Consider the following 24,741-nt stretch of genomic DNA (forward strand, 5'->3'; position numbering starts at 1 on the left):
CAAGGGAATAATAAATTACTTTAATAACGGATACGTCATCTTTTATTGTTTCCGTTTCCTCTTTATTGAAAAAATAAATAACCTAGGAGAGACCGATGAGAAGAACATATAACTATATTTTCCGATTAGTGTTGATTTTTTTATTAACAACTGCTATCCAAAATAAAATTCTATCACAATCTACCCTCCCGACCATCTCTCTTGATATTAATAAAATTCATTGGGGGAACTACACTCCACAAATTCCCGACGGTTTAGCCACAATTACATTTACTCCAGGAACTCAAGCAAAATATTTAAGCATTGGAGCTACCAATAATGCTACATCCCAATTTAATATTATAGTTTCAAATATGTACTTGCCTTCTAGTTCCGAAACCCCGGGACCTTTAATATTTTCAACAACTTTTGATTTTTCATTAATATCTGCACCTCCATATTCAGTACCATTGAGTTTAACTGTTTACATCCATCTTTTAGATGCGGTCGGATTTTATCCTTTTGATCCTTCAACTTTTGTAGATCAAAAAATTATTACAGTAAATACAGTGGAAAATAACGCAATAGGAGCCGGTGATGGAACTGATCCGGGTATAACCATTACACCTTTAGTTCGTCCAGGACAATCAGTTGGAGATCCAATGACTAACTATCAATATAGACCTGACGCGCCGAATCTCGATTTAGATAATACACAAAATGGAATATCTGCAACTTATGCAGGCGATCTTAATGCATGTGTTCCTACTGCAACGGCGAATAGTATGAAGTGGCTGCAGTCAAAATATACTGATGTAAGCCTGCCTGCGGATATGAATTTAAAAAAAACAGAGCAAACCTTAAGCGGAAAAATGAAAAGAAAGAATGGGCAAGGAACACCTATTAATAATTTTATTTCAGGCAAACTTGATTTCATTGAACAATATAATTTACCGCTGGAAGTAAAATTTCAAAGTTCCTGGAATAATAATCCAGTGGGAGTGGTGAGCACAAGCGGTAAATCAATCGGAAGAAATTTTGATGATAGAAATAATCCTAATCCAAAACCGACCTGGGATTATTTGCTAAAGAATATGAAAAATGGCGAAGACGTTGAGATGAACTATTTCTGGAAGGATCCAACAGACCAAAAATGGTATGGTCATAGTGTAAATGTAACCGGTTTAAATGAATTCCAAGACGGCACAAAGAAAATTGCATTCAAACATGATGGGAATCAGTCTGCCACAGGAGGATTGAGAGAAGATATAGAACAAGTTACGGTTGATGCCAACGGATGGATGCGTTTCGGGCAGAACAACCAGAATTTTATAACAGATGTTGTTGCAGAAAGTCCTGTTGTTCAAGAAGGAAGAGATGCTGCTGCATTTTTTAACGAATTTTTTACCGATGCCGCTCCTCGAAAAGTAACTGGCAATTTAGCAACTCCACAGTTCGTTGAAGTAGCTTTAAAAAGTACGATTACAGATATAAATAATTATACTGTAACGATGTATGACGGCAAAACGGGTGCATCGTATGCAACATACACGTTAGATCAATTTACTGTTGGAACCACAAGTAATGGACTTACAACATACTATAAAACTTTTCCATCGAATAATTTATTAGGTCCTCCAGCAGGTGTTGCAATAAGTCGAACAGGAGCCGTAATACAAAATCAATTTATAAGTTACGGTGGATCATTTACTGCTGTTGACGGAGATGCTACCGGTTTAACTAGCAATGATATAGGTATGATACCAACAACTGCTTCAGTTCAACTAAGCGGAAGCGGAACAGCATTTTCACAATTTAGTTTTAACTACGGCGTTCCAACGCCGGGAAATATTAATCAGAATGAATCTTACTCTTCAACCAATCTTTCAAAACCCGGCGCTGTTTCACCGAATAACGGCGATAAAAATAAATCCGGTGCCGTTACAATAACATGGACGAAAGTGACCAGTGCTTTAAATTATCAATTGCAGATTTCTGCCGATCCGTTTTTCTTAACAAACATCTTAATTGATAATTCAAGTTTGACGGACTCGACTTACAGCTTTGCCAATGCAAATCTTGAAGGCTCAAAAATTTATTGGAGAGTGAGAGCACTCGGCACAAACTTAACCAGCGGTTATTCACCAATAAGATCATATTCAAATAAATTGAATACACCGACAAATTTGAATGCAACATCAAGCAGTTCTAAGAATAATTTAACATGGACTGATAATTCAACCAGCGAAACAGGTTATTCGATAGAAAGAAAAGACGGAAATGCCAGCAGTGCAAACAATTATTCTGTTGTTCAAACGGTAACGGCAAATTCTAATTCATATACAGATCAAAATGTTACAGCTGGTTCTACGTATACTTATCGTATACGTGCGGTTAACAATAATGCTGAGTCCGACTATAGTAGTACTTCAACTGTTTCTACAGTAACAGCGATAGAAAAGGATCAACGGATTCCAACTGAATTTAGTCTGGATCAAAATTATCCTAATCCGTTTAATCCAACTACAATTATTAGTTACTCAATTCCGGAAAATAGTTTTGTTCAATTAAAGGTTTATGATTTGCTCGGGAATGTTATAACAACTCTTGTAAGTGAAAATCAAGGTACCGGAATTTACAAGATTACATTTGACGGAAGTAATCTAACAAGCGGAATCTATTTCTATCAGTTAATTACACCAAAATATTCAAGCACTAAGAAGTTAATGCTGATCAAATAATTTACGGCTTCATAAAGATCCCTCCTCATGAGCAGAGGAGGGATTTATTTTTATTATAACAGTAAAAATCTAAATCCTACGCCTTTAACCGTAATTTCTAACTTTCCTTTTTTAACTTTTATCTTCTCTCCGCTGATTACATCCAAGACGGAATTAATCTTATAAAAATCCGGCAATTGTAATTCTACTTGCTGAGGATTTTCACTCTTGTTCAAAATAATTAAAATTCTCTCGTTCATATCCGAACGGATATAAGAATAAATATTTTCATCGGTTCGAAGAGTTAAAAAATCTCCATAACGAAGTGCCGGATGCTCTTTTCTAACATTTATAGTTTTTCGCACATCTTCCAGCATTTTCCTTTCATCTTTACTCAGATCATTTCCGAAGCGCATCATTCTTCTATTGTCGGGATCGGATGCACCTGTCATTCCAAATTCGCTGCCGTAATAAATAACAGGAAGACCGGGAATCGTATTCATATATGCATAATACAATTTTGCTTTTTCGTAGTTAGCGGGATTATCAACCTTCGGCGGATTATTCCATCCTTCTTCCGTTGCGCTCCATTGGCTTAATTCTAAATCTCCATCAGCAAATGCCATGAACCGATTCTTATCGTGGCTGTCCATAATATTTCCCATTAAATTATTTTCACCGTAAACTAAAAACGATTTTTTTAATTCAGCATCAAGTGAGTTGAACGACATTTTTTTATCAAGAAAAGTCGGCAGAGCTATATCATAGAGATTAAAGTTGAACTGTGCGGAAAGCTGTCCGTTATTCACGTAAGAACTTATCAATTCATAACTGCCGAAGGTTTCTCCGATTTGATATATGGAAACATTCATCGGCAATTCAATTTCTTTCTTTATTTTTTGATTGAGTGCGCGCCAAAATTCATTTGGCATATGTTTAACTGCATCTTGTCTGAATCCATCTGCATTTGTTGTCTTCAACCACCAAACTGCATTGGAGGTTTGAAAATCAATCACTTCCTTTGAGCCAACGAAATTAAACTTTGGTAAATACGGTTCAAACCAGGTTGTTAATCTTTGTTCATCCCATAACCTAAGATTCAATCTTCCGTCAGGAAGTTGAAGTTTGCCGAACCATTCCGGGTGCTGTTTGACAAGCGGATGATTTTCATGAACATGATTAGCAACAAAATCCAATAAAATTTTTATTTTATGTTTATGTGCTGTTGAAACTATCTCTTTTAATTTTTCTATTGTGCCGAATTTTTCTTCTACATCAAAAGAACTTATTGGCCAATATCCGTGATAACCCGAGAACCATCTGTGCGGCGCAGGAGATTCTTTATATGCTTGATCAGGATTATCATAAACGGGCGAAATCCAAATTGTGTTGATGCCGAGTGAATCAAAATATCCATCATTAATTTTATTTATGATTCCTTGAAAATCACCGCCCATATAATTTGCCTTTTCAAAAAGCGAATCATGAACGATCGGTTTGTTAAGTGATTTATCCCCGTCGTTAAATCTATCTATCATCAAAGAATAAATTATACCGTCGTTCCATGTAAAATTATTGTTGTCTGCCGGAATACCGTTCAATAGAATTATTGATTGAATATTTGTTGATCTACCGTTTTTATTTATTGCAACACAGAAAAGATTTTTTCCTTTTAAATGATTTTTGGAGAATGAGAATTCAATATTTTCATTTTTAATTTTGATATACTTTTTATCTATTCGCTGATTGTTAAGCAATGCAATAATATTTTTCTGTTCAATACCGTTTCCATCTTTTTCATTTTCATAGATAAATGAAAACTCTGATTCATTCTTGCTAATTTCTTTTCCGGCAACGTGAAGAAATAATTTACCGGCATCCGGATTAGCAACATTAAAAAGTGAATTGAAGTCACCGAAACCATTTGGTTTTTTATTCGGATTATTAGGATCAACAATTTCCTCTCCGTCACCCCAAAACTTATATTCATATCTTCCCGGTTCAAGCGCAACTTCCGTTTCAAAAATTCCGTCACCGTTTTCATCTTTCATCGGAAGATTACCCCTATCCCATCCGTTAAAACTTCCAAAGAGAGTAAGTTTATTGTATTTCTTTTCGGGTTTGTAAGAGAATTTAAATTTTTGCTGAACGCGTGATCGTACCGGAAAGGAGTAAGTATTCCCCGCAAGTTTGAAATCTACTAATGTCATCCCCGCAAAATTCATATCTGCTTTGAAATAAATTTTTCCGGTTCGTTTATTATAATTTACTTTTACTTTTTTGTTTTCTTTGAATTTCAAATCGTAGTTATTTGAGTAGAACATATCGCTGATCAACATTGAATCCGTTTTACCTGCGATGAGATTAACCGGTTTAATAATGTCTTGTATTCCATTCTGAGCATAACTGGAAACAAGAAATAAGAAAGAAAATAAAAAGAACGGCTTAAAAAACTTCATGTTGATCTCCATGTGGAATTTTTTCATGTGTAAAATAAAAAAACTAAAGGTATAAGAGAATTAAAAAGAGGTTTAGACCGGATAGTATTCAGTTAAATATTTTTCTAGTCCGTTTAGACAGGTAATGTAGTGTACATTATTATATTGGGATAACTGATCGGCACGTCCTTCGGCAAGGGCTTGTCCGCCAATGATTATTTCTTGATCTGGGAATTCTTCTTTGATAGCTTGAATTAATTTAATCAATCTTATAACATTAATATAAAAGCTGTTCGATATTCCGACCAAATCCGGTTTCTTTTCTCTGACGAAAGTTATGATATCCGATTGCGGTGTGTTGGAACCGATAAAAATAATACGCCAGCCGTATGCTTCTAAAAATCCGGCAACCATACGCGCTCCAAGTTCATGATACTCTTTATCAACACAAGTTATCAGAGCAAGTTTGCCGTTGTCGTCATCTCCTAAAGAACTTGTACTTACTAATTCGATCAATGCCTCGGTAATTTTTGTTGCAATATGCTCACCGGCAACAGAACATTTTTCTCGTTCCCACATTTGGCCAATTCTGTACATCGAGCGCTGAAAAAGCTCCATGTAAATTTCTTTGATGCTGACCTTCTGCTCAATAAGGTTAAACACAATTTGTGAGCACTGCTTTTTATCTCCATCAAGAAGTGCATTTAGATAATGCAGATAAACAGCTTCAAGAATCATTTTACTCATTTTATTATCCTCAATTACAATAAAACGATAACTAACGAGAAATAATTCCACTCTAGGAAGATTTTTTTTTGCGTTTATTAATTAGGCGGGAGATCCGATAGCCGGTATAAGCAAAGAATGGAGCTGCAACAACATCAATTGTATAATGGACATGCTGAATTAAAACGCAGGCAGCTATAAGAATTGTGCAAATTAGAAAAACACTTTTTAGTTTTTTACTCTTTGCGGTCAAAAAGAAAAGGAACATTGTTGATGTATGTCCGGAAAAGAATAGATCGCGCAAAAGAGTTGTACCTCCGCCAAAAAATTCTACGAACGGATCTTTAAGAGGTATGATATATAGCGGTGCGTTTAACGGTAAGAAGTAAATAGTAATCAATCGTAATGCTGCAATTAATGTATATGATTGCAGTGCTGTCAGCATTCTGTTGGGATGAAACATCAAAAACGTTAGAGCAATTATTAATCCAAGATAAATCAAACCAAAGGTTAACCATGTTACATCAACGGGATGAAATGTAGCCAGTAGCGGATCGTTGAATGTAAAGCCGGGACGTGCTTCGTTGTATGCAAGAAATTTTGCGAGAAAGAAAAGAATTATAACAAGAAGAAAAAGCGTAATTAGAAGTTTTGTTCTGTAACTTTTATCAAGCAGATACGGCAGCCAGATTGATTTTATCTCTTTAAGTTTTCTCAATTACTTTTTTGTGTTTGTGAAATGAACGCCTTAAAATAGTTGTGTTGGGAGTAAAAGCAAAGCTAAAATATTTTATTTCAGCTTTCCAAAGAGTTTCATAAAGAACCGCATCATTTTATGAAAGGGATCCACTTTACTAATATACATCATCGGGCATCCGCTTCTGATTACAGTTATGCCTTTACCTTCTCCAAGTTTTGCCGCCTCTTCTGAGAAACTTCCGTTTCCCATTGAACGGTGAAACCAGATTGTCTTAACTCCGGCATCAATACTCTGTTTTACAATTTCAGTTGAGATTGCCGGACTTGTTGCGATGAAAACAGCATCAACTTTTTCGGGAATAGATTTTAAATTCGGATAACACTTGTCTCCTTCAATCATTTCTGCATTTGGATTAACTGGAAAAATGTTATAACCGTTTTCCTTAAATTTTTTATAGATTGGATTACCAACTGATCCTTGAGGATTGCGCGATACACCGGCAATAGCAATTGATTTCTGATTAAGAAAGTCTTTTACTTTTTGTTCGTAGTTCATTTTCTTTCCCATTTATATGAATATTTCTTGTATTTAAAAATAACAAACCCGAATTCAATTAAAAAATCGGGTTTGAGTTTTGTAGCATCTACATTATTAACTTTGAACTTTAACCTATTTCATCAGAATCATTTTTTTAGTAAACGAACTATTTGCAATAACTAAATTATAAAAATAAACCCCGCTTGGCAGTTTACTTGCATCAAAAGTAATTTCATGTTTGCCGGCTTCATAAATACCATCTGCCAAGTTTGCTACTTCTCTTCCGAGTGCGTCATATACAACAAGCTTTAAATTACTTCTTTGCGTGAGCGAAAATGAAATGTTTGTTGTTGGGTTGAATGGGTTAGGGTAGCAGTCATTTAGGCTAGATTCTGTTTGTTTTTCTTCCTTATCATTAGCGTCTTTTTGTAAATTAATCATTGAATTAGTAAAACCATTATTATGATTCATTATATTATTTATAATTAAAACCAATTCATCATCCGGATATTTGTTTACAAAATCAGAAAATACTTTTTCTGCATTCTTTGTATCATTCATTTGTGTTAGATATAAAAACCCTTTTCTAAATAAAGCATATTTATTCACTGTCTTATCATTTATCATTTTCTCAAGAGTATCATTATAATCTAGTGCTTCTTTAACATTACCTATATTTAGAAGTTGGTGCATCTCTAACTCTAACAATAGCGGATAGAGTTCATCGGCTTCTTTTATTAACGGTCTTAATTCTTTTTTAGAAAAATCCATAAAGTCTTTTCTATCGGATTTGGTAAATAAATATTCAAGTGATATTAAAGAATTTTTTCCGGTTTCGTTATTGCTGTTTTTCTTAAAGAGTTCTAATAATGTATTTATTTCATTTGACGGATCATTTTCACTTGCTAAGTTAGATTTTACATTCGCAACAGATAAAGAAATACCTACATGACTATTTTTGTTATCGTCTGTGGCAATTTTCATATCTGCACTATTGTTCGGATCTGAGCTTAGCGGATTTGATCTATCAATCGTCGAACTACCAGAAGTATAAAATTTTGATGCGTTTGGCGGATATGTTCCCCACCAAGTACTTTGCACATTCGCTGTACTATTGTCTATGGCCTTTACATCATAGATCGTACTTGAGTAAATGCTGTTTGATCCGTTATATTGGCTATTACCTAACCAAGCATATGAGTAGTAATTTAGATATATGCCATAATAATTTTCTTTAATTACATTATTGGCGGTACCATTATACCAATATGGTCCGGAATGATCAACGCTATAAATTCCTGCTGTAGCAAAACCTTTGATTAAATTATCTTTTGTTAATGGGACTGCATAATAATTACATAATATTCCGAAAGCCCCTGTATCTTGATTTACAATTTTGTTTCTTAATACTGTTGGTACAGAATTATATACATATATTCCATAATATTCGCTGTCATTAATCTCGCAATCTTTAATTGAAGTATGATTACCATTATTATTTAGATAAATACCGGTTGAAGCGTTATTAATATTACAATATTCAACATCTCCATAACTGCCGGAATTAATGACTATACCGCCCCAAGTTCCACTAGAACCTATTCTATCAAATATGATTGGATCTGATGCAGTACCTACCGCGTTTAAGGTACCGTTGACAATAAGGGAGGTTCCGCTTGCAAAAGTAACGGTAACACCAGGTTGGAAATCCCAAGTTTCGCCTGATGGGATTGTTAAGTCTTGTGTTAATATCCCGCCATAATGCTCCAGTAAATATTTAATTGCTTTGTAAGCATTAATTCTTCCATAACCCATACGTTGGTTCCAACCATAACCATCATAGTTAAATTGACCTATTTTATCAGCAGTATTTGTCAAAACTGAATGAGCAATTTCTGGAGTTAAACCTGAATAGACTGATCGCATTAAGCCTAATAACCCCGAAACTAAAGGTGCCGAGAATGAGGTTCCACTAACTGTTCTATAACTATTAGTCAGTGAATCGTGTAGAACTTTTATTGAAATACCGGGTGCTGCAACATCTATAAAAGAATTTGTAGGATCTGTAACAGGATTTGTACCCGGTGAATAATTCCAAGTAGGAGAAAATAACGGTGAATCCGTAAAATATTCAGTACTGCCGCTCAATCCTGTTGCGGAAACAGCAATTACTTGTTTGCCAATATCTGAAAAATTATAAGCAGCTGGATAAACACAAACAGGAATTGTCCCGATACCGCTAACATTATTTTGATCATTTCCCGCAGAAGCAACAACAATTACTCCTTGACTAAGAGCATTATATACTGCAGTGTCAAGTGGTCCATAACTGCCACTTATCCAACTACAATTAATTATATGAGCTCCTTGTTCTACTGCAGTATTAATACCTGATGGTGATCCTGCTACGAACATTAAACTTGAATTAAAACCTATACTTGAAATTGTTCCCGAACCATTATCAGTAAGTGCTGCTGCGACTCCTGAAGTCTGCTGACCATGACCACCAGAATTACTATTTTGATTATATACTACTTTTCCGTTTCTAAGTTCATTGTGTAGATTTGTTTCTGGATTTGAATAAAATTTCCAGCCATCTGGAAAAGCAATTTTTACTTGATCTGAGCCTTTAGTAATATCCCAAGTTTTAGTGGCTTCAATTCTAGGTAGAGACCATTGTTCGCTTGCCGAATAATCATTTGGATTGTAAGTATAAAATGCAAAGAAAGGTCCCTCTACAAAACTAAACCATCCAGATTCTCTTAAAATAGTGGAAAGACTATCAATACAAATAATATTATTAAATCTCAATTTATAGTATTGTGACAAATCCTTAATTTTTACTGGTTTTTTTGAAACAATATGTATTCCTATTGTGTCTCCCCATATATGATTAATAAACTCCTTCTCCAAAATAAATTTTCCATATTTTTTTTCTACCTTTGAAAAAAGATTTCTAATTTCAGGAAGCAAAATATCATTTAGTGTCGCTGTTTTAACACCTTTTTTATTGTCTATTGTTTTTATTTTAAATTTTACAGAAACAGTTGTTGAATAAGTGTTTCCTTTTTCGTCTTTATATATTTCAACTTCTGAAAACATATTTGGCGGGGAATATTTTTTTATTTGACCATGAATTTCTAAAAAGGATAAAATGAAAATTAAAATCGAAATAATTATTTTCTTATACATGTTAAACCCCATTATTTTTGAAGAATAATTTTAATTAGTTTTGTTTGTTTTTGAGAGTTCATTTTGACAAAATAAACTCCTGATGAGAAATTATTCATTTCACATCTGAAAGTATGCCTACCTACTGAAAGTTCTCCGTTATAAATTGTGTTTATTTCAGCACCAATAATGTTGAAAACTTTTAATGAGACATAACTGGGGGAACTTAATTCGAAGGTAATATTTGTAGAACTATTAAATGGATTAGGATAGCAGCTTAACGAGAAATCATTTGGAGATATATTCGGCGCTATACTTTCTTTAACGCTTGTTAAATTAAGATCGTATACTTGACTTAAATTCGCTGCAGTATATAGAGAATATTCTTCTATAAATTCATAACCACCACTGAATAACACTCTATTATCATCAATCTTGACAACAACCGGGTCACTTATTAATCTTTTGAATTTTCCCCAATAAACAGATTCAAGATTCTCAAGAGAGTATAGTTCCCATCCCGGATTGTATGCGTATCCGATAATATCATGTACCAATAACAAAAACTTTTCATTAGATAAAATTACTGCATTGTTGTGACCTGAAGCGAGCATCACCGGACCAACTTCTTCCCACGTATCTGTTGAAGGATTATATAATTCGGAAATCGCTTGCTTCCCTCCTACAACCAAGACTTTCCCGTTCGACAGCAGAGTTGCCGAGTGTCCTGCTCTTGAATAATGCATGGGTGCAACAGTTGTCCAGCTCTTCGTGATAGGGTTAAATATCTCGCATGAATTAAGTAATATTACTCCATTATTTATCGTATTACCGCCAATAACAATCACTCTCTCATCTTTTAGAACTGTGGCTGTATGTCCGAAGCGTCCGATATTTAATTCTGAAGTGATCTCCCAAAATTTCCCAGAATAATTGTAGATTTCACATTCCTTAATCGCTCTTTGAGAAGGATCATTTAAACTTCCTTTATAACCACCTATTATCATCACATTTCCATTTTGCATTATTACAACACTTTGTCCGTACCACCTACTCATTTTTAACGAATCCGTAAATATCCAGTTAGTCAAATTCTTATCAAGGATCTCGCACGTTTTCTCACTATATCCACCTATTGCCAAAATCGAACCGTCATTAAGTTTTACTAAGTTGTGGTCACCACGTCCTTTATTCATGGAAATAGCGGTACCCCATTTAAAATTCGTTATATTAAATATTTCAGCACCATTACTCGCTGGACCAGAGACACCATATCCTCCAGTAATTAAAATATTTCCATTATCTAATTGTATGCCCGCATGGTAACGTCTTTTCTCTATCATGGAATCTGTAGCAAACCAACTACCATAGCCCTGTGCAAAGGAAAATGAATTAACTGTTAGTAAAGCAAAAACTATAATTTTGAAATAGTATTTCATATTTGTCTTAGTTGAATTTTAATTTGAACTCTTCCGTATTGAAAATTGGAAGGTAATAAAAGCTATAAGAAAATTATTTTAATAATACATGACGCACCCCCACGATTAATTAATATGATTTGTTATTTAAGAAAAGATATTTGTGAAAGTAAAACATTTCGCCGCCCATTTATTTCCCGTAAATAATGTAATAAATTTTTCAGCAAATACTATCAGTACAATTACGGTGTTTTTTAAAAGATTTTTTTACACTTTAAAAGAGAACCTGTCTGAAAGTAATAATGTTAATTAATTCATAACTACTCATGCAAAAACTAAGCCCCGTGAAAACTGTATTATTTATGAAATTTAAGAAAGGTGGGTGTAAAGTTTTCCTTATATATGAAAATTTTACTTGCCGGCTAACTCTAAGCGAAGGGATTATAATTTTCTTGCAACAACAACCGGAGTCTTCATTACTTCAACATTGCCGGAACCTTCTGCAACTGCTTCGATGAGTAAAATATAAATCCCGATGCGAAGCGGTCTCCCGCTATCATCAAGTCCGTCAAAAATAACAGAATTTTTTGATGCTGCCAATTTATTTTCTGCTATGCTTCTTACTAATCTGCCCTGACTATCGAAAACTTTTATACGAACTTGCGAAAACGGCTGGGTAAGATCAAAATTTATTATTGCGTAATCTTCGTAACCGTCGTTATCAGGAGAGAATGGATTGGGACTAATCGTAACTTTCAATTCTCGTGAAGTGTTTTCGGAATAAATCGAGTTTTGCTTCCCGGGCGATCCTCCTTCAGCATTGACTGAAGTATTCCAATTGGATCTAACGTTAGAACCGAGAAGCGGATTAAGTCTTTCTAGTGATCTGCTTTTAGTAGTAAGAATATTTTTATTGTGCCATGAAAAAGAATAATTAAGAGAATCTAATGTATCTCCGCGTAGATCTTTTAAAATCAATTGTGCGCCGTCGTTTGATAAACTAAGCGAAGAACTGCCGGCTATCTTTGTTTTATTTTCAAGCTTTAGCCAAGGAAAGCTTCTATAAATAGAAGAATCCGATGCCAGTACAAAATAATTCTGCGGCGGAAGTTTGTAAAATGTATTTGCAAGTTTGAATTTTGCCGATGACCCGATTCTAATTTCCATTCCGCCAAGCTGAATTGAATCGTTTGTTGTATTGTAAAATTCCAGATACTCGGCATTGCCTGTTGCCGGATCAAACATAATTTCATTTATTACAAGAGAACCGAAAGAATATCTTGTTGTGTTAACTACAGAGTTTTTAAAACCTGCAGTACCGCCATTAGGGTCAAGTGTTGTTGCCCAATTTAAACTATCGTTTGTAACTGCTGAAAAAGAAAATCTTTCCATCGAGTAACCTTTAGCACCACCCCAGCTTGAATTGTATTTCAGACTATCAATCACAGAATTTCGAAAATCATAAATCATTACTCCATCAGTTGAACTGAGTGAACCAAATTTTGCCTGGAAAAATTTCCTCGGAGGATAGTAAGGATACTTCAGTGAATCATAAGTTATGATTGCATATTCACCGGGACTCAAAAAATTATCTTTGACTGTTATAACACTTTTTGTTGGCGACGGCAGCAAATCGCTGATCTGCCAATTCTTTAGATTCACTTGATCGTTCGATGAGTTGAAAATTTCCACCCATTCGGATTCACCCGAAAGCGGATCATACATTACCTCGCTGATCTGAACCGAATTCCTTTTTGCGCCGGGACTTACTTCTGCAATAAATGAATTGTTTAGTGTGTCTTCATCACCGCTGAAAATAACTTTGCACAAAATTGTTTTGTTGTTGTTCAATTTTAATTTTGTATTTGCAGTGATCCACACAGAATCGCTACCGTTTAAGTTAATTCCTTTACCTTCGGCAAAAAATGTGGCCGAGTTATTTACTTTCAAATAAAATTTTACCGTGAAGTCTGTCGCTTTTTCTAAACCATAATTGATAACCTTTGCGCTAACGCCAACCTCTTCATTAAGTAAAGGATACTGTGGCGTGGTTGTTATTGCATTTATTGCCAGATCATATCTTTTCTGTGTGATGCTGTTTTCACGGCCCGGTGTGCTCAATTCAATATCTTTTGATGAAGACCAATTATTTCTATCTACCGATGAAGCGCTGATAGATTTTCGTTCAAGCGATTTTCCATTTGCGCCGCCCCAGAAAGATTCATAGCGGACAGAGTCAATCGTAACATCTCGCGAATCTTTAAACACAACTCCATCCGCATCGTTATTTAAGTTTGCAAAAGTGGAAACAATAAGTTTTGAAGGAATCGTTCCGTGAAAATTTTTTATAGTAGAATCTTTTGCAACAACTAAAAATGTTTTGCTCGGAAAAATATAATCCTTCGCTTGGATTTTGTTCTTTACCGGAGTTATCAACACATCTATGATAGACCAATCTTCCAGATCAATATCATATTGTGAGTTGTTATAAAGTTCTATCCATTCCGGTTCGCCGTTAACAGGGGTGTACATAATTTCATTTATAACCACCGAGCCAGACGGATAACCTGGTTGGACTTTAATAATTTTTCTATTATTTGTTGTGTCCTGATCCTGTGGGAAGTCGGCAAAGTATTCAAAAGTTCTAGCCCCAGATAAATTATCTACAGTTAATTCTAATTGAGTGATATAAAAAATTATTTCGACTAAGGCAGGGAGAGAAACAATTTGTTCTTTCAAAAATATTTTTCTCCCGTCTTTCATAATTTCATGCAAAGTCACCTTAAATTCCGCTGGCTTTTTACCATCATTCCACATACCGATATTAATTTTTACCGTTTCTCCAATAATTGGATTCTTAGGATAAATACTTGGAAGAAGAAGCTTTACATCATAGTTTTTCTTTGATACTGAATTGATAAATCCCGGTGTAGCGCCGATAGCATTCGTTGATGTCCGCCAATTTAACGAATTGGTTGAAGACGATGTTGATTCAATGCGTTCCAAAGATTTTCCGCCGGTTCCTCCCCACGATGAAGAATACTTCAACGAATCTATTGTTGTGTTGAGATTGCTTCTCAGAATAATATCATCACCGCTGTTATTCAAAGATGGAAGTTGTTTTATCAAAAATTTAGATGTGATCCGATAATAATTTGAAATGGCAGCATCACTAGCTACAACTAAATATTCGCCGGGATTCAAAAAATAATCCGTAGTAGAAATTGTAACCGTGGTTGAGTTATCTGTTATCTTCCAATTTTTCAAATTGATTGCTCTGTAAGATGTGTTATATAGTTCAATCCATTCCGGTTCATCATTTGAAGGTGCATACATAAATTCATTTACAACAATTTCATTTCTTGACGCGGGTATTTCTGCAACAGTGATTTTCAAAAAAGCCTTGTTGTTGGAAGTGTTTTCATCTCCCGTAAAATTGGCGGCGGCGATAAAATGATAATCTGCCGCAGACGGTGCATAAATAGACTGCTGGATCATTATTGAATCACCACTTGCAAGATTTGTGTAATTGTTATTAAAGATTGATTCTCCGGACTGTCCAAGCGAATCATCATTCGCATCATTAAAAATATCAACACTAAAATTTGCTACTGCAAGCCGTCCTGCGTTTTTGATTTTCACAGTTATTTTTAAAGTGTCTTCTGCTTTTGGTGCACTGGGAATAAATCCAGCAAACGTTATATTAAGATCATAGTTGAGAGGCGATACTGAATTATTTTTTCCGGGAGTTCCGTTTATTGTCAATGAATTCTTCCAGTTGGCGGCAGTATTATCTTTAGAGAGAATATATTTCTCATCAGAAATACCCGCGGAATTATTGGCTGAATAAGTATAAGTATCAATTGTCTGACCAGAAGCGTTAATTAAATAAACATCTCTGCTCGTTGTGTTTGCCATACCGGATGAACCAAAACTGTTGGAACTGATCTTAAGAACAATTGCATCGGCGGGAATTAAGGTTTTATAAATCCCGTTTGTATAATCGTAATTGCCTTGTAAGATAACGGCAAACTTTCCCGGACCCAACTGCATTCCTCCGGACAGAGCAACAATATTATTATTAGAAGATGTATAATATTTGAATTTATAGTTTGTAAGATCAACCGTTTCAGTTGTGGAAGTATTGTAGATCTCAACAAACTCGCCGTTCGTTTCAGAAGGATCGAACATTATTTCGCTGAATGTAAGAACAGATCCGGTTTGAGCAAAAATGTCTGATAAGAGAGAGATGCTAAGAAGAACTACCACAAAAAATAATTTTCCCGCCCATTTCATTTTGATATTACCCCAATTGTAAAAATCTATTCATAAAATAAAAAATTCTCTTGCTAAAAGCATTACTTGAGGTTGTACAAGGCAAGGGAGAACGATAAGCTCAATATCAATTTTTTACTTCTCACTTTAAGCAATTTAACCTTTCTTAAACAAATTCTTTTTCTATTGAAAACCGTTTTTATGTATTTTGTATTGAAATATTCAATCAGAAACCAGAGACATTTATGAAACGATTATTATTAAAATCAACATTACTGTTTTTAGTCTTCACCGCAATCATTTTCCCGCAGCAGGATCCCGTAATTAAAAAAATTATTGAGATAGGAAAAACCGATAATCAAGTTATGCGGCATCAAGATATTCTCAACAACAGAATCGGAGGAAGATTAACCGGTTCGGACCAATATCTTACCGCATGCAATTGGGCTATGAATGAATTAAAAAGCTGGGGATTAAAAGTTAAGTTAGATGAAGTCGGTGAAGTGCCGGTTGGATTTCTCCGCGGACATTGGGCAGGCAAAATGATAAAGCCGGCAGAAAAAGTTTTAGAGTTTGTAACTCCATCATATACTGCCGGTACAAAAGGGATTCAGCGCGGACCGGTTGTAATAATGCCGAAGACAGATGCCAGATTCGATTCAGTAAAAAGTAAAATGAACGGCGCTTGGGTAATGATTGACGGAGAAAATACGGGCTGGCCCCGCGACCGTGATTCTGTTGTAGCTCTTACAAGAAAATTAATGGCGGTCGGCGCGCTTGGAACAATTCAATTAACACATGTTCCGATCCGCACTTTGGATTCACGATGTGTTAAATCTTGGGATAACCTTCCAACTCTTTGTGATATAAAACTTGTGGATACTCAATACAATGAAATAAAATCTCTCGTTGAAAAGAATGAGGAAGTAATTCTAGAATTTGAAATCCGGAATTTCTTCAAACCAGGTCCAATCAAATATTACAATGTGATCGGAACAATTCCCGGTACAAAATTTCCGAACGAATATGTTATCATCAGCGGTCATCTTGATTCGTTTGATATTGCAACCGGCGCAATTGATAACGGTTCGGGTGTAACAGCTATGATGGAAGCAATCCGTTTGATGATGAAAGCCGGGGCTAAACCTAAACGCTCAATTATGATTCATCTTTATGCTGCCGAAGAACAGGGATTGGTTGGATCAAAATCATGGGTGAATAAAAACAAAAAACTTCTGAATAAAATTTCTCTCGTGATAAACAAAGACAGCGGAACCAATCCAGCCGTAAGTTTAGGTGTTCCTAAAGTTATGTTCGATGAAATGAAAAAAGTTGTTGAGCCGATTGAAACAGCCGGATTAAAATATCCGTTCAAACTAACCGAATCGCAGCCGTTTAGAAAAGCGGGACGAGGAGGAACAGACAGTTTTTCTTTTATAATGGCAGGCGTTCCGGCTCCAGGTCTTCGTCTTGAAGGTCCTCATCAATATACCAAAACATGGCACACGCCGCTTGATACTTACGATGAAGTAATTCCCGATGCGCAGGAACATTCTTCAATTGTAATTGCATTGCTTGCATACGGCGCAGCAAACTTAGATCATCTTCTACCGCGCGAAGGTGCATTTGCACCGGAAGGAATTTATGCCGATCTAAATACAAACAAAGGAAGATTTACTCTTAATCTGGATTACGAACACGTTCCAATGACGGTTGCAAATTTTGTCGGACTTGCAGAAGGAACGATTAAGAACGATGCGGTTGAAGAAAAAAAACCATATTTCAATGGAAGCATCTGGCACCGTGTTGTAGCCGGACATGTAATACAAGCAGGAATGCCTGCAACCGGAAAAGAAACCGAAGGACCTGGTTATGAATTTCCGAATGAAATATATAAAGGATTAAGTCACAACAAAGCCGGAATGCTTGGAATGGCAAACGCCGGTGCAAATACTAACGGAAGTCAATTCTATATTACACTTGGTGACCGTTCGTATCTCGACGACAATTATACTTTATTCGGTCAAGTGACTGAAGGCATGGATGTGGTAGAAAAAATTACTCAAGGAGATACAATAAAAAGCGTGGTGATCTCGCGCGTTGGACAGAAAGCCATGGACTTTAAAGTTACAACCGAATCATTTAAGAAGATGGTTGATGAAGCTAATGCAAAAATAAAAGCTGATGAAGAAAAGAGACTAAAGAAAGAGGCGGAATTGATTAAAAAGAAATTTCCTAACGTGAATGAAACGGCAAGCGGATTAAAATTTTTTATTTTGAAAGAAGGAACTGGTGATAAACCTGCCGAAGGCGCTGTTTTAAAAGTTCAGTACAAAGGAAGTTTTTTATTAGATGGAAATAAATTTGTAAGCACAAGTGTTGAAGGAAAACCAAATGATTTAGATAAACCGGAAATTTTTGAATACACAATCGGAAAGACTAAAATTAATCCAGCACTTGATGAATCAATCGCAGATATGAAACCCGGCGAACAACGAACCGTGATTGCTCAATCAAAATTAGCTTATGGAAATAATGTTGTGTACGGAAAACAGATTGAGGGAAAAAAGCGGTTTGCAATATCTCCAAACACAAGTTTGATTTATGAATTAGAAATAATAAAATGATGCTCTGTAGGGAACGCAAGGTCTTGTCAGCCATTGGTGGATTGCGTTCCCTACTTTATAAAATTCAATTCGGAAATAGATCAAGACTTCCGTAAATCAATTCCGATCCTTTCTCAAATCCCTTTAAAAATCTTTTTGTCTGCTGATGTCTTTACCAGCTTTTTTTATATAACAAATTGATTGACAAAGCTAAATCTCTTCTCTAATTTTCTCTTAGAGACGATAAGGATTATTAAAAATCCAATCTAGAGACACATACAAAAAATATTGGGGTATTCAAGCTTAGAGACAAGCAAGATGAACACACATGTCAGCAATAAACAATTGAATAGATTATTACTTCACTTCAATAGATAGCGCATAACAAAAACAAAATAAATAAAAATTTATTGCGTCTATCCAACCATAAAGTAGGATAAACGAAATCCGCCGAAGGTGGATTGCGTAGTTACACTAGTATACGCAATCTCTACATTTCAATTTTGCCGAGTAGTATCTAGCGATTATTTCAAAACAATGATTTATGAAAAGGAGTAGCGTATGAAACCATTTTTCTTTATTGGAATTTTAGCTGTTTCCGTTCTGTTAAGCAGTTGTTCCAACTTTCTTCAATCTGTCAGAACCGGGAACTATGAAGAAGTAAAGGAATCCCTATCTAGCGGCACAAGCGCTAACACAAGTGATGATCATTCCTTTTCTGCTCTGATGATAGCTTCGTCCAATGGGCACTTGGACATGGTAAAGCTGCTAGTGGAAAAAGGCGCAGATGTCAATGCCGCGAGTATTGACGGGGTGACACCGCTGGGATGTGCTGCATATGGGAACAAGCTTGATGTGGCAAAACTCCTGATAGAACACGGGGCAAAGATCAACTACAACGTTGTTGATACAACTACAGCCTCCATGACGCCGTTAATTGCTGCTGTGCAGAATAAGGAAATTTCGAAGTCAATTCTCGAGTATCTGCTTGACAATGGGGCGGATGTAAACTCAAATTCAAATTTGATGATAAGAGAGGCTGATGATCATGGGGTTCGGGTGTACGACAGTTTTAAACCAATTTACATAGCAGCGGCTTTGGGTAACAAAGAGATAGTTGAATTTCTGAAATCAAAAGGCGCGGTTCTTCCAAGAGGTAAGGGTGTATTGATAGCGGGAGATCGTATAGGGAGTAGCATTTTTGTTAAGAACTCAAGAATCGCGAGCATTGATCAAAAAAGTGAAGATCGAATGATAGCAGAAATTGAGCCCGGTTCACATATCATTGGAGTTCGGGCGATCTTCAGTGTTAGCTGGTATCAACGTACGGTTGGACCTACGATTACACGGAAAATTGAAATCAATGCGGGGGATATAATAGTTGCACGACCCTTCATTATTGATGCTGATGAACATTCAGGGGAAAAAGAAGCTAAGTGGGATTATGTAATAGAGAAATATTAAAATATTTTTTGCTGAAAGTTGATAGCCGACCGCTGTCAGCTTTTTTATAAAACAAATTGATTGACAAAGCTATATCACTTCTCTAACTTTCTCATAAGATTAGAAGGACAATCGAAGTATCGCGTAGTTACACTAGTCATACGCAATGCCCAACAGTGTTTGAAACGATGACCATGAAGTGAACACCATGAACATGTCGTTCCCGAAACAATTCCTCAAAATATTTGAGGCATATAACGACAATGTCTGGCCAATGCAGATTATATTTTATGTGTTAGTCATTTTTGCGGTATTCACGATTACTCGTCAACTTCACTACTTCAATCAAAGTATCTCGGCCATTTTGGTTTTTGTTTTGTTGACCGCTACATCGTAAAACAAAAGAAGAGAACCCGCTTATGATGATAAACGTCCGCCGAAAATCACAAATCATGAAATTAGTTTTTAGAGTTAACTGAGAGACGAAAAATAAAAATAATAACATATGAAAAAACATCAAGGAGGTTCTATGAAAAAAATAATTCTTTCCTTCACTCTTTCTATTCTGGTTGCATGGTTGTTTACTCCAAAGCAAGCCATTGCGCAATGGAATTATCCGGCAACAAAAAAAATACCGGTCACGGATCGCTATTTTGGAAAAGCCGTAAACGACAACTATCGCTGGCTCGAGAATATGGATAGCACCGATGTGAAAGACTGGCTAAAGGCTCAGCATGATTTTACTGCCGGCATTCTCGACAAGATTCCGGGGCGTGATTCACTTATTAATGATTTCATCCGGCTCGATGCGATGAGAGCGGCCAGCTTTAGTTCTGTCATTCGAAAAAGCGGCCGTTATTTTTATAGGAAAACATTACCTGTGGAAAACGTCAGTAAACTCTATTACCGCGAGGGACTAAACGGTAAGGAAATATTGTTGTTCGATCCTACGGAAGGCAATTCGGGAAAGAGCGTTTCTCTTTCATCCTATTTACCAACTGAAGATGGAAAGAAGGTTGTGCTGGGCATTGCCGAAGGTGGTTCTGAGTCTGCTACCATTCGCATTATGAATGTGGATGATAAAACAATGTTCCCAGAAAGTATCTCGCCATGCTGGGGCGGCATTGGCGGATGGACAAAAGATGGGAAGGGCTTTCTCTATAATCTGATGCAATCCAGCGATGTACATGCGATTGACAGAGAGTTGAATACCAGAACTTTTTATCACGTAGTGGGCTCGAACCCTAAGAGCGATCAAGAAATCTTTTCTGCGTCAAAATATCCTTCGCTTGGGATCAAACCTCAGGATATTCCTCTAGTGAATATATCTTATGACTTTAAATATATTTTTGGATTACTGGGAACGGTACAAAATGAACTGACCATGTATTACGCACCGGCCAGTGAGCTTTTAAATGCAACTATTACATGGAAACCCTTACTGAAACCGGAAGATGAAGTAACAGATTTTAGTGTTGAGGGGAATACGATCTATCTGCTTTCTCACAAAAACGCACCGAAGTTCAAAATCCTGGTGACGGATTTACGAAATCCGGACATCGCTAAAGCAAACGAAGTTTTGGCACAAGGCAAGAACACCATAAATTACTTGTCACGATGCAAGGATTATCTTTTTGCCGTAACTTCGGATGGTATTAACAGTTTTCTCCATCAATACAGTTACCATGATAAGACATGGAAAGATGTGAACCTTCCTCTAAAAGGTACCATGTATGCAGGCGGCTACGATATTACAACCAATGATTGTAATGCTTTTATTTCTTCATGGAACACTCCGACGGTGCGATACGACTTCAATCCCGTAACCGGCACATTTACAAAAAGCATATTTTACATTGAAGTAAATTATCCCGGCGTCAATGACATAGTTGTTGATGAAGTGGAAACATCGAGTCACGATGGCGTGATGGTTCCGCTTTCTATAATTTACAATAAGAACATTAAAAGAAATGGAAGTGCCATTTGCTATCTCGATGGTTACGGAGCTTATGGTTCTTCTGCTACGCCTTATTTCAGCGCGATGAATCTCGCACTCATAAATCGAAATGTGATCGTTGCAGTTGCTCACATACGCGGAGGCGCGGAAAAAGGAGAGGAATGGTATCGCGCCGGTTACAAGACAACGAAACCGAACACATGGAAAGATTTTATTGCTTGTGCCGAATATCTTGTCAAAAACAAGTATACCAGTTCTCCAAAATTATTTGGCATGGGAACGAGCGCCGGTGGAATTCTGATTGGTCGAGCAATTACGGAGCGACCCGACCTATTCGGCGCGGCAATTTGCAATGTGGGATGTTTGAATGCATTGCGAATGGAAAATTCACCGAACGGCCCAGTTAATACACCGGAATTCGGAACCGTCAAAGACTCGGTTGAATGTATGGCTTTGATGGAGATGGATGCATTTCAACATGTGAAAGAAGGAGTGAAATATCCAGCCGTGATTTGTGTCGGCGGCTTCAATGATCCGCGCGTCATCATTTGGCAGCCGGGCAAATTTGCTGCTGCACTGCAGAATGCATCCGCTTCGGGAAAGCCAGTATTGATGCAAGTGAATTACGACAACGGTCATTTTACCGAAGACAAAAAAGTTGCATTCAGAAATTTTGCTAATATGTTCGCCTTCTGTCTGTGGCAGACAGGACACACTGATTTTCAAATGAAAAAATAACTGGCTTTACGGAAAACAGATCGAGGGGAAAAAGCGATTTGCAATTTCTCCAAACACAAGTTTGGTTTATGAAATAGAAATAATGCATTACCAACCATCGTTTGGAAACGGAAAATACTCTTATGCTTAATAAATCCGATCTCATCAGCTTTGTCGCAACAAGCAACGCCACGAAGGCACGGCAATTCTACGAAGAGACTCTCGGTTTGACTTTCGTAAGCGGTGATCAATTTGCTTTAGTCTTTGAAGCAAACGGAACTATGCTTCGGATTCAGAAAGTTGATCAAGTAAATCCTCACGGTTATACAGTCCTCGGTTGGAAAGTTGCCGACATAAAAAAAGAAGTTAATGCACTGTCAAAACGCGGTGTTAAGTTCGCTCGATACGAAGGAATGAATCAAGACGAAAACGGGATTTGGACTGCGCCGAGTAAAGCAAAGATTGCCTGGTTTACAGATCCAGATGGAAATATATTGTCGCTTACTGAGTTTTAGTTACATAGAGTTGTAGGGAACGTAAATTCTTGTCCGCCATTGGTGGATTGCGTTACCTACTTTTTTTACCTTTTGTAATTAACATTTTCATCAATGATGAATTTTCCTTTTGAACAACTATAAGAATTAGACTGACTGCTAATATCTATTATCCTATCTAATTATAACTGCCATTGTTATATTTCGGTTAAATAATACAGTAACCCGATTTTTTATGAATGAACCTTTAGTAAGCATTGGAATTGTAACCGAAAAAGAGATCCGCTTTGATCTATACGGCGAATTTACTTTGAAGGGAGCGGATAAGAAGTATAGTGGAAAATTTAAAGCTAAGCTGAGCGGTGATAAAATTTCAATCAGCCAGGAGAAAAAAGAAATTTTTTCTGCTGATGAATTACTTTTTAATCCTAATGATCTTGAGACGGAATCATTTCTTCTTAGAGACGTGGTGATCGGAAAAGGTTTTCACTGGCAAAATAAAGAGAATCAAAGATTTCGCGGAAGATTAAAATTTATAAAAGAGAAAGATCAAATTACCGCTGTTAATATTCTTCCGCTCGAAGAATATCTTACAAGTGTTATCTCATCGGAAATGAGCGCTAACAGTTCAATCGAACTTTTAAAAGCGCATTCAGTAGTATCGCGTGGATGGCTTCTTGCACAGCTGGAAAAAAAGAACAAGAAAGCTGTTAACGAAATTATTGGTAAGGACGAAATTATTCGATGGTATGATAGAGAAGATCACACCAATTACGATTTTTGCGCTGATGATCATTGCCAGCGATATCAAGGTGTAACAAAAATTATTAATGATAATGCCGTGAACGCAATTGCTTCCACGCGCGGATTGGTGTTGAAACATAAAGATACAATCTGCGATACTCGTTACTCAAAATGCTGCGGCGGTATTACAGAAGTTTTTGAAAATGTATGGGAAAATGTTCCTCACCCGTACCTAAGTTCTATCTTGGATTATAAATTTAGATTCGACGATGACCGTACGGATATTAAAAAAGAAAAGTTTGCCGATCATTGGATAAATTCTACTCCTCAAGCTTTCTGCAATACAACCGACGAAAGAATTCTTTCAACAGTACTGGTCAACTTTGATCATTTCACAAATGATTTCTTCCGGTGGAATGTTGAATACACACAGGACGAAATAGCCGGACTAATTAGAACAAAAAGCGGAATTGATTTTGGAAATATTATTGATCTCGTTCCAATCGAACGGGGTCCTTCAACACGCATTATAAAATTGAAAATCATCGGCACTAAAAAAACTATTACGATCGGGAAAGAACTTGAGATAAGAAAAATTCTTTCTAAAACACATTTGTATAGTTCTGCGTTTGTTGTTGGAAAGGAAAAAATTGTTAAAGGTGTTCCTCAAAAATTTATTTTGCATGGCGCAGGATGGGGACATGGTGTTGGACTTTGTCAGATAGGCGCAGCGGTAATGGGCGAACTTGGTTATGGATTTGATGAGATACTAACACATTATTTCAGCGGTGCACAAATTCAAAAAATTTATTAACG

The 24,741-nt window shown here is 36.3% G+C and carries 13 protein-coding genes; 6 read left to right on the top strand and 7 right to left on the bottom strand.

What is annotated here, in order from left to right:
* Positions 1–95 precede the first annotated feature (95 nt).
* Complete coding sequence (locus NTZ27_09235) at positions 96–2,720, top strand: T9SS type A sorting domain-containing protein (GenBank protein MCX6174920.1); 2,625 nt, start codon at positions 96–98, stop codon at positions 2,718–2,720.
* 53 nt (positions 2,721–2,773) lie between these two features.
* Here NTZ27_09235 and NTZ27_09240 read toward each other — a convergent pair whose 3' ends face one another.
* The 7 genes from NTZ27_09240 to NTZ27_09270 all read right to left on the bottom strand — a co-directional run bounded on the left by NTZ27_09240 (position 2,774) and on the right by NTZ27_09270 (position 15,985).
* Positions 2,774–5,158, bottom strand: coding sequence for an alpha-amylase family glycosyl hydrolase (locus NTZ27_09240; protein MCX6174921.1), 2,385 nt, complete (start codon positions 5,156–5,158; stop codon positions 2,774–2,776).
* 72 nt (positions 5,159–5,230) lie between these two features.
* Complete coding sequence (locus NTZ27_09245) at positions 5,231–5,884, bottom strand: cobalamin-dependent protein (GenBank protein ID MCX6174922.1); 654 nt, start codon at positions 5,882–5,884, stop codon at positions 5,231–5,233.
* A gap of 52 nt (positions 5,885–5,936) precedes the next feature.
* Complete coding sequence (locus NTZ27_09250; GenBank protein MCX6174923.1) at positions 5,937–6,581, bottom strand: phosphatase PAP2-related protein; 645 nt, start codon at positions 6,579–6,581, stop codon at positions 5,937–5,939.
* A gap of 72 nt (positions 6,582–6,653) precedes the next feature.
* Complete coding sequence (locus NTZ27_09255; GenBank protein MCX6174924.1) at positions 6,654–7,118, bottom strand: CoA-binding protein; 465 nt, start codon at positions 7,116–7,118, stop codon at positions 6,654–6,656.
* Between the two features lie 114 nt (positions 7,119–7,232).
* Positions 7,233–10,292, bottom strand: a complete 3,060-nt coding sequence (locus NTZ27_09260) for a S8 family serine peptidase (protein MCX6174925.1) — start codon at positions 10,290–10,292, stop codon at positions 7,233–7,235.
* A gap of 11 nt (positions 10,293–10,303) precedes the next feature.
* Positions 10,304–11,710: a T9SS type A sorting domain-containing protein gene (locus NTZ27_09265; protein ID MCX6174926.1), complete on the bottom strand. Its 1,407-nt coding sequence runs from the start codon at positions 11,708–11,710 to the stop codon at positions 10,304–10,306.
* A 420-nt stretch (positions 11,711–12,130) separates the two neighbouring features.
* Positions 12,131–15,985 (bottom strand): lamin tail domain-containing protein, encoded by a 3,855-nt coding sequence (locus NTZ27_09270; protein MCX6174927.1) that lies wholly within the window; start codon positions 15,983–15,985, stop codon positions 12,131–12,133.
* A 224-nt stretch (positions 15,986–16,209) separates the two neighbouring features.
* On the opposite strand from NTZ27_09270, the gene NTZ27_09275 reads away from it, so the two are divergent.
* The 5 genes from NTZ27_09275 to NTZ27_09295 all read left to right on the top strand — a co-directional run bounded on the left by NTZ27_09275 (position 16,210) and on the right by NTZ27_09295 (position 24,739).
* Positions 16,210–18,591 (top strand): M20/M25/M40 family metallo-hydrolase, encoded by a 2,382-nt coding sequence (locus NTZ27_09275; GenBank protein ID MCX6174928.1) that lies wholly within the window; start codon positions 16,210–16,212, stop codon positions 18,589–18,591.
* A 540-nt stretch (positions 18,592–19,131) separates the two neighbouring features.
* Positions 19,132–20,034 (top strand): ankyrin repeat domain-containing protein, encoded by a 903-nt coding sequence (locus tag NTZ27_09280; GenBank protein MCX6174929.1) that lies wholly within the window; start codon positions 19,132–19,134, stop codon positions 20,032–20,034.
* Positions 20,035–20,542: 508 nt separating this feature from the next.
* Entirely contained in the window at positions 20,543–22,708 is a 2,166-nt protein-coding gene (locus tag NTZ27_09285; protein MCX6174930.1) for a prolyl oligopeptidase family serine peptidase, read from the top strand.
* A 122-nt stretch (positions 22,709–22,830) separates the two neighbouring features.
* Entirely contained in the window at positions 22,831–23,202 is a 372-nt protein-coding gene (locus NTZ27_09290; GenBank protein MCX6174931.1) for a VOC family protein, read from the top strand.
* A gap of 214 nt (positions 23,203–23,416) precedes the next feature.
* Entirely contained in the window at positions 23,417–24,739 is a 1,323-nt protein-coding gene (locus NTZ27_09295) for a SpoIID/LytB domain-containing protein (GenBank protein ID MCX6174932.1), read from the top strand.
* Positions 24,740–24,741 lie beyond the last annotated feature (2 nt).

The organism is Ignavibacteriales bacterium (genome assembly GCA_026390775.1).
Taxonomy (GTDB): domain Bacteria; phylum Bacteroidota; class Ignavibacteria; order Ignavibacteriales; family Melioribacteraceae; genus Fen-1258.